Source organism: Arsenophonus sp. ENCA, from assembly GCF_002287155.1.
Taxonomy (GTDB): Bacteria; Pseudomonadota; Gammaproteobacteria; order Enterobacterales; family Enterobacteriaceae; genus Arsenophonus; species Arsenophonus nilaparvatae.
Genome location: NZ_NHNG01000556.1, coordinates 1 through 7,620 on the forward strand (window position 1 = coordinate 1; position 7,620 = coordinate 7,620).

7 protein-coding genes and 2 pseudogenes are annotated in these 7,620 nt (G+C 37.7%); 2 read left to right on the forward strand and 7 right to left on the reverse strand.

What is annotated here, in order from left to right:
- The first annotated feature begins 214 nt into the window (after positions 1 to 214).
- Positions 215 to 835, forward strand: coding sequence for a copper resistance protein NlpE N-terminal domain-containing protein (locus tag CBG25_RS14370; RefSeq protein ID WP_290607467.1), 621 nt, complete (start codon positions 215 to 217; stop codon positions 833 to 835).
- Positions 836 to 896: 61 nt separating this feature from the next.
- On the opposite strand, the gene proS is transcribed toward CBG25_RS14370, so the two are convergent.
- From proS to metN, 6 genes and pseudogenes are all read right to left on the reverse strand, one after another.
- A complete protein-coding gene (gene proS / locus CBG25_RS14375; protein WP_290607469.1) occupies positions 897 to 2,612 on the reverse strand; it encodes a proline--tRNA ligase in 1,716 nt (571 codons plus the stop codon).
- 107 nt (positions 2,613 to 2,719) lie between these two features.
- Positions 2,720 to 3,433 (reverse strand): tRNA (N6-threonylcarbamoyladenosine(37)-N6)-methyltransferase TrmO, encoded by a 714-nt coding sequence (gene tsaA, locus CBG25_RS14380; RefSeq protein WP_290607470.1) that lies wholly within the window; start codon positions 3,431 to 3,433, stop codon positions 2,720 to 2,722.
- Positions 3,426 to 3,685, reverse strand: a pseudogene (gene rcsF / locus CBG25_RS21485) (Rcs stress response system protein RcsF). The gene tsaA and the pseudogene rcsF overlap by 8 nt, the downstream one beginning before the upstream one ends.
- A 284-nt stretch (positions 3,686 to 3,969) precedes the next feature.
- A complete protein-coding gene (locus tag CBG25_RS14395; protein WP_290607475.1) occupies positions 3,970 to 4,791 on the reverse strand; it encodes a MetQ/NlpA family lipoprotein in 822 nt (273 codons plus the stop codon).
- A 45-nt stretch (positions 4,792 to 4,836) separates the two neighbouring features.
- Positions 4,837 to 5,487, reverse strand: a complete 651-nt coding sequence (metI, locus tag CBG25_RS14400) for a methionine ABC transporter permease MetI (protein WP_290607476.1) — start codon at positions 5,485 to 5,487, stop codon at positions 4,837 to 4,839.
- The gene (gene metN, locus CBG25_RS14405; RefSeq protein ID WP_290607478.1) at positions 5,480 to 6,511 is read right to left on the reverse strand and encodes a methionine ABC transporter ATP-binding protein MetN; all 1,032 of its coding nucleotides are present in this window, start codon (positions 6,509 to 6,511) and stop codon (positions 5,480 to 5,482) included. Before metN ends, metI begins: the two co-directional genes overlap by 8 nt.
- Positions 6,512 to 6,682: 171 nt before the next feature.
- Between metN and gmhB the strand changes: the two genes are divergently transcribed.
- Positions 6,683 to 7,246 carry a D-glycero-beta-D-manno-heptose 1,7-bisphosphate 7-phosphatase gene (gene gmhB, locus CBG25_RS14410; RefSeq protein ID WP_290607480.1) on the forward strand — a complete coding sequence of 188 codons (564 nt, stop codon included), beginning with the start codon at positions 6,683 to 6,685 and terminating at the stop codon, positions 7,244 to 7,246.
- Positions 7,247 to 7,408: 162 nt separating this feature from the next.
- Here gmhB and CBG25_RS14415 read toward each other — a convergent pair.
- A pseudogene (locus CBG25_RS14415) lies at positions 7,409 to 7,620 on the reverse strand (hypothetical protein); the annotation flags it as partial.

Here is a 7,620-nt window from a genome sequence, read left to right on the forward strand (position 1 = left end):
TTTAGTTTTCTCATTGAAATAGGTACTGTTGGCATAGGTATTCTCTACCCTCATATGGCAAAGAATACAGTTCAACACACCTGTGATAATTAGAATAACATTGATGGAGATCACCGAATAACAAAATGGGCCAAAAGTGATCTCCATCGATGTTATTAAGCGATCTGGTTAAATGTTATTGGGTGATCTGCATGCATGGTAATATGCAAGTGCGATGATGCTTGCTGGCTGCCAGCATAAATTGCCACAATCACAAAGCCAAACAATGGATAAAATTTATACTGGCGTACTCCCTTGTGCAGATTGTTCAGGTATTGAAACAACAGTTCTTTTCAATCCGAATGGTAAATTTATTGAGCAATTAACCTATTTGGGTAAGGAAGAACAAAAAAATACTTTTTTTACTACAGGAAATTGGACTAAAAAAGGCACTAAATTCTTTTTGATTGATTCTGATGAGCAAAAAACCTATTTTCAACCTAGCGTTGATGGTAAAAAAATAGAATATCTCGATCAGGAAGGAAATCGAATAGAAAGTAATTTAAATTATACCTTAGAGCAAGTAAAGCCAGATAAAAAGAGCGGGCAATATAGTTATATCGCTGACGCGGCATTATTTAAAGAGTGTAAAAGTGGACGTACTTACAGTGTGAGTAATATCGATTTAGAAAAGGGATATCTGGCAACCGGTATTGAAGCGGGTAAACCTGTTTATGTCGAAGTTGAGGGCTACTACACCATCCGCCCATCAATGGAAGATGGATTGTTTGATGCAACCTTGATCCAGACCGGCGAGATTAAATTTGATAAATTGCGAACTTGCCACTCTCACTAATTATCAGATATATCAAATGCCCAGCTATTTTTAGCTGGGCATTTTGCATCAATAAGGCTGATTAGTTAAGTTTTGTTTTTAGAAAATCAACTATCTCAGCAAGATCAATAAATTCTTTCTCATTATCTCGCCGCTGTTTATATTCAACCTTGTTGTCATCTAAATTACGATCACTAATCACGATGGTATGAGGTATTCCAATAAGCTCCATATCAGCAAACATCACACCAGGCCGCTCTTTGCGATCATCAAAAATGACATCAATACCATTGGCTTGCAAATCACAATAAAGTTTTTCAGCAACTTCTTTAACGCGATAGGATTTATGCATATTCATTGGTAAAATAGCAACTTGGAAAGGTGCGATCGCATCAGACCAAATAATTCCTTTATCATCATGGCTCTGTTCAATTGCTGCTGCTACAATTCGCGTGACACCGATACCATAACATCCCATCGTTACCGTTTGATTATGGCCATTTTCATTTTGAACGCTGGCCTTCATTGCTTCAGAATATTTGGTTCCTAGTTGAAAAATGTGGCCAACTTCAATTCCACGTTTAATTTGAACAGTTCCTTTACCATCGGGACTAGGATCTCCTTCGACTACATTGCGTAGATCATAAACGTCGGGTAAAGGTAGATCCCGTTGCCAATTGATACCAAAATAGTGTTTATGATCAATATTGGCGCCGGCACTAAAATCACTCATCACGGCAACGCTGCGGTCGATAATCGCTGGTATTGGCAAGTTAACCGGGCCTAATGAACCAGGACCTGCATGCAGGACTGCACGTATTTCTTCTTCTGTTGCGAATTTCAGTGGACTTGCAACCAGAGGATGTTTTTCTGCTTTGATCTCATTTAATTCATGATCACCACGGATCAATAAGGCAACAAGCTGATGACCACTCTCTTTTGCTGCATTGACAATTAGGGTTTTAACTGTTTTTTCAATAGGTAAATTATGTTGACTAACTAGCTCGGCAATAGTTTTGGCGTCAGGGGTATCGATGAGACGCATATCTTCAGCCGGTGCAGCACGTTCTTCCGTAAGACAAATTGCCTCTGCCAGCTCAATATTAGCGGCATAATCTGAAGCGGTAGAAAAAACAATATTATCTTCACCACTATCAGCTAATACCTGAAATTCATGCGAAGCATTGCCACCAATAGAGCCAGTATCTGCTTGTACTGCCCTAAAATTGAAGCCAATACGGGTAAAGATTGTACTATATGCCTTGTACATTGCATCGTAAGTTTGTTGCAGCGAGTTTTGATCGGTATGAAAAGAATAAGCGTCTTTCATAATAAACTCACGGGAGCGCATCACACCAAAACGTGGCCTTACTTCATCACGAAATTTTGTTTGGATTTGGTAAAGGTTTAACGGCAGCTGCTTATAAGAAGTCACTTCATTACGAATAAGATCGGTAATTACCTCTTCATGAGTCGGGCCCAACACAAAAGGTCGTTCGCCACGATCAACAAAACGAAGTAACTCTGGGCCATATTGCTCCCAACGCCCACTTTCTTGCCATAAATCTGCTGGCTGAACTATCGGCATGGAAATCTCAATTGCACCCGCGCGATTCATTTCTTCACGAATAATTTTCTCAACTTTGCGCAGCACACGAACACCGGTTGGTAGCCAGTCATATAGCCCTGAAGCAAGTTTACGGATCATACCTGCGCGAAGCATCAGCTTATGACTGATCACTTCTGCGTCGGCGGGAGTCTCTTTTAAAGTAGAGAGAAGATATTGGCTTGTACGCATTATTAGCTTCCATCAACAACGAATTACTTCCAGTTAGTATTAACCAACCATTAAAACAAAATTATCCTCTAGTCTACCAGCGAGTTGCTAATGTCTAAAGAGATAACTTAATTTTTTAGCGTATCTATAGCGAGAACGGCAGTGATATTTGCTGAAACCTGCCATCTAACATTAAAATCAAGCAAATGGGCAGCGTAGATTTTTTCGTCAGCTTCGCTTTTTTTATAAGCTGGACGTGGATCTTGCGCTAAAACTTGACGAATAAAACGCTCAAGGAAAGGATAGCGGGTTTGTTGCTCAATCAACTGTTTTTGGGCAGTAGCTGAAAATAACACTTTCATTTCACTGGCCGGTACAGCTTGGGCAAATCCAGCAACCGCTTTTGGTAAAGATTCCGCAAACGGCAGATAGGGTTTTATATCAATCACAGGGGTGCCATCAACTAAATCCAGACTACTTAAAGCTAAACCTACTTCGTTATCACGGATAATTAAATTTTTCAATTCTATTAATGACATACCTATTGGATTAGGACGAAATGGAGAACGAGTGGCGAAAACACCCATTTTGGTATTACCGCCTAAACGGGGAGGCCTTACTAATGGACGCCAACCTTCAGTCATGGTTTGATGAAAAATGAAAATAAGCCAAATATGGCTAAATTGTTCCAATCCACGAACAGCATCAGGATGATTATAAGGTGGAAATAGGCGCAAATAACCCTGTCCATCATCAATTAAGCCTGGTTGTCTCGGGATGGCAAATTTTTCTTTATAAGGTGATTCTATCACCCCAATTACGTTAAATTGAGAATTATCCATTAATAATATTCAGCGCAGAGCCTTCACAAATAGCAGTTTGATAACAATCTGGAGTACTAATTATTTCACAACTGTGCAATAACACGCTATTCGCGCCGAGAGAAGAGGCCTTTTTCAGCATGTTTTTTTCGCTACGGGAATACTTACACTTGGATCTTGTCGGTTAGGTTGGCATGAAATACCGGAAACAATGCCCAGGTCCTTAAATGGTTTACCCAGTAATGCTTCTGTTTTATCAATAATTTTTACCACAGAGCGCTTTTGTGGTGATTTTTTTTGATAACATTTTTTGGATTTTTTAGCGAGTTATCTGGTTTATTATATTCAGCTGGAGAAAGTACATTACAGCCTGAGATACAGAGTGTAAGACAACAGAGTAATAGGCGCATATAAATTCCTTATTAAAGAAATCAAATAGAACTACAAATCAGTTTTAGCCATAATAATAAAAACAATTGACTGTATAAAATTTATAATAAAACCAGCGAATATAATCCGCTGGTTTTATTATAATGTCGTTTTTTTTGAAAAAGCGATCACCAGCCAGGGATAGCACCACCGTCAAAAATTTTATTGGCTGCTTCAGCTACTTCTTCGGATTGATAGGCTTTAACAAACTTTTTCACATTTTCATTATCTTTATTATCTTCACGACTCACAATGAGATTTACATAAGGTGAATTTTTATCCTCTACGAACAATCCATCTTTTGCGGGCGTTAATTTAGGTTCGGCGCTACTAGCCCAAGTTGAATTAATAATCGCTAGTGCAATTTTCGGATCATCTAAACTACGGGGTAATTGCGGTGCTTCAAGTTCAATAAAGTTTAGCTTTTTTGGATTTTCGGTGATATCCAATATAGTGGGTTGTAAATCGGCACTGGCATTTACTTTGATTAGTCCTTGTTTTTGTAGCAACAATAGTGAACGTCCTAAATTGGTAGGATCATTCGGGATCGCGATTTGGGCGCCATCAGGTAGTTGTTCAACAGATTTAATTTTTTTAGAATAAGCCGCAATAGGATAAATAAAGGTGTTGCCAACAGCGACTAATTTATAATTGCGATCTTTAATTTGTTGCTCTAAATAAGGTTTATGTTGAAATACATTAAGATCAATATCGCCTTTGTCCAGGGATTCATTTGGCAATACAAAATCATTAAAGGTAACTAATTCAACATCTAACTGATATTTTTCTTTGGCAACTTTTTGTGCGACTTCAGCTACTGATAACTCTTTCCCCATAATGACACCCACTTTGATGTGATTAGGTTTTTCTACTTTTTCACCACAGCCACTAAAAACTAATATGCTTAATAGTGCTGCAACAGCAGTGCTGATTTTTATTTTGATAGACATAATTACCTCTATAAGACTAAGTCTTAGTGCTTTTAAGCAATAATTTTATTTACGGGTTTTTTTCATTACGTGATTACCAACAAATTGAATAGCAAAAACCAAAATAATCAGTAAAGCAAGAACCGTATTCATAACAGTTGGGTTATAGGTATAATAGCCGTATTGCATAGCAATCTGACCCAGTCCACCAGAACCCACTGCGCCGCCCATTGCAGAGTAACCTACTAACATAATTAAAATAATGGTCGCTGCATTGACTAAACCGGGTAAAGATTCAGGTAACAGAATTTTACCAATGATTTGTAGCGGTGTTGCCCCCATTGAACGAGCAGCTTCAATTAAGCCATTAGGGATCTCTAACAGCGTATTTTCAACCATACGGGCAATGAAAGGTGCTGCACCAATAGTTAACGGAACGATTGCGGCCTGAATACCGATAGATGTGCCGACAATTAATTTAGTTAATGGAATAATCCAAACCAATAAAATAATAAATGGAATGGAACGAAACACATTAACCAATGCAGACACTATTCGATAAAGGGCAAGATTTTCCATAACTTGCCCGGGGCGGCTCACATAAAGTAATATGCCAATAGGAAGCCCTAATAAAAACCCCAAAAATCCCGACACAAAAGTCATGATAAGTGTATCTAACGTACCATTTAGTAGCAGAATGATCATTTTTTCAGACATAACCTAAGATCTCCACTTTTACATGGTGCTCTTCTAAAAAAGTAATTGATTTTTCAATACCTTCGTCAAGACCATGAAATTCAGCAAGCATAAAACCAAATTTAACACCCCCGGCGTAATCAATTTGTGAGCTCAATATATTGATGTCGATATTAAATTTTCTAACAACCATTGAAATTAATGGTGCATCGACTGACTTACCGGTAAATTCCAATTTCAATAATGGTGATAAATCTGGTGCTGGCACCATCTGCAAACGTGTTTGATAATCTTCGGGAATATCTAATACGAATGTTGATTTAATAAAATTTTGCGCAATTGGTGTCTTAGGATGAGAAAATACCTCACTAACGCTATCTTGTTCTATTAAACGTCCTTCACTGATAATCGCGACTTGATCGCATATACGTTTTACAACATCCATCTCGTGAGTAATAAGCAAGATGGTTAAACCTAAACGTCGATTAATATCTTTTAATAGCTCAAGAATAGAACGGGTTGTTGCTGGATCTAATGCACTTGTCGCTTCATCACATAATAATATTTTAGGCGAATTGGCTAAAGCGCGAGCTATAGCAACGCGTTGCTTCTGTCCTCCAGATAGACTGGCTGGATAGGCATCTTTTTTATTTGCTAAACCGACTAGCTTTAATAACTCTGTTACGCGTTGATGGATCTCGGCTTTTGGCGTGTTATCTAGTTCTAGAGGTAAGGCAATATTATCGAAAACATTGCGTGATGAAAGTAGATTGAAATGTTGGAAAATCACGCCGATAGAACGACGCGTTAAGATTAATTGTTTTTCAGAAAGATCTGTCAACGCTTGCCCATCAATCAATACTTCACCTGTCGTTGGGCGTTCAAGCATATTGACACAACGAATTAGCGTACTTTTTCCGGCACCGGAAGCACCGATAACCCCGTAAATTTGGCCTTGAGGAACATGCAGATTAATATTGGTTAATGCGTGAATTGCATGTGCTCCTTGGTGAAAAATTTTATTAATGTTAGAAAATCTTATCATTATTGTGATCTACTAAATAATGGAAATAGAGTGGTAAGAAAATTCGACTATATTTAACACGGATGTTAAGGTGTCTAGACGTCTAAGTCAACAAAAATATAAATACGACTCTTGTTCTTATTTAGCTGCTTTTCATATAATGAACAAAGTTAAATTTAATGGAGTAATGTGGTGAGTCAAAGTATTCCGGCAATTTTCCTCGATCGTGATGGTACTATTAACCTCGATCATGGTTATGTTTATGAAATAGATAATTTTCAGTTTATCGAAGGCGCAATTGAAGCAATGCTTGAATTAAAAAAAATGGGCTATGCATTGATTCTTGTTACTAATCAATCAGGTATTGCAAGAGGATTCTTCACAGAAACACAATTTCTTGAACTGACTGAATGGATGGATTGGTCTCTTATTGATCGTGGCGTTAAGCTTGATGGTATTTATTATTGTCCTCATCATCCTGATGCAATGGAACAAAAATATAAACAAATATGCGATTGCCGTAAGCCGAAAGCTGGTATGCTATTGGCAGCGCAAAAACAACTTAATATTAATATGAAGGCCTCTTACATGGTGGGCGATAAGCTTTCTGATATGCAAGCCGGTAAAGAAGCGCATATTGGTACTAATGTATTGGTAACTACAGGAAAATCTGTCACTAAAGATGATAAAAAGTCTGCTGATTGGATTATAAATAGCCTGGCAGATTTACCTAATAAGATAAAAAATCGGCAATAAAAAAATAACAGTATTGTTCATAAATAAAGCAAATTTATTTTTTTCAAAAAAGTACTTGTACAAAGCTAAAATCAATCTATAATGCCCTCCCGTTAACGCAATTTACTCATCAATTGATGAATAAAAGCGTAAAGGAAAATTAAGCACGAGTTTCGCACAAAACTAATTTGGGTACGCTAATAAAACACGGATGTGCTCAGCAATAGCATTTTTGATTACGTCCCAATTTTGTTGATAAAGGGTTATTTTTTCAGATATACGACGTTTATGTTGTTCAAACCACGCAGAAATAGCGAGAAAAATATGATTTCTTTGCGCTCGGCTCGTGCGAGCCTGACAGCGTTCAATACCACAATTTTGTTTAACTTCTCGAT

Coding starts and splice junctions, on each gene's coding strand:
- CBG25_RS14370 (WP_290607467.1), top strand. CDS start 215: ATGATGCTTGCTGGCTGCCAGCATAAATTGCCACAATCACAAAGCCAA.
- proS (WP_290607469.1), bottom strand. CDS start 2,612: ATGCGTACAAGCCAATATCTTCTCTCTACTTTAAAAGAGACTCCCGCC.
- tsaA (WP_290607470.1), bottom strand. CDS start 3,433: ATGGATAATTCTCAATTTAACGTAATTGGGGTGATAGAATCACCTTAT.
- CBG25_RS14395 (WP_290607475.1), bottom strand. CDS start 4,791: ATGTCTATCAAAATAAAAATCAGCACTGCTGTTGCAGCACTATTAAGC.
- metI (WP_290607476.1), bottom strand. CDS start 5,487: ATGTCTGAAAAAATGATCATTCTGCTACTAAATGGTACGTTAGATACA.
- metN (WP_290607478.1), bottom strand. CDS start 6,511: ATGATAAGATTTTCTAACATTAATAAAATTTTTCACCAAGGAGCACAT.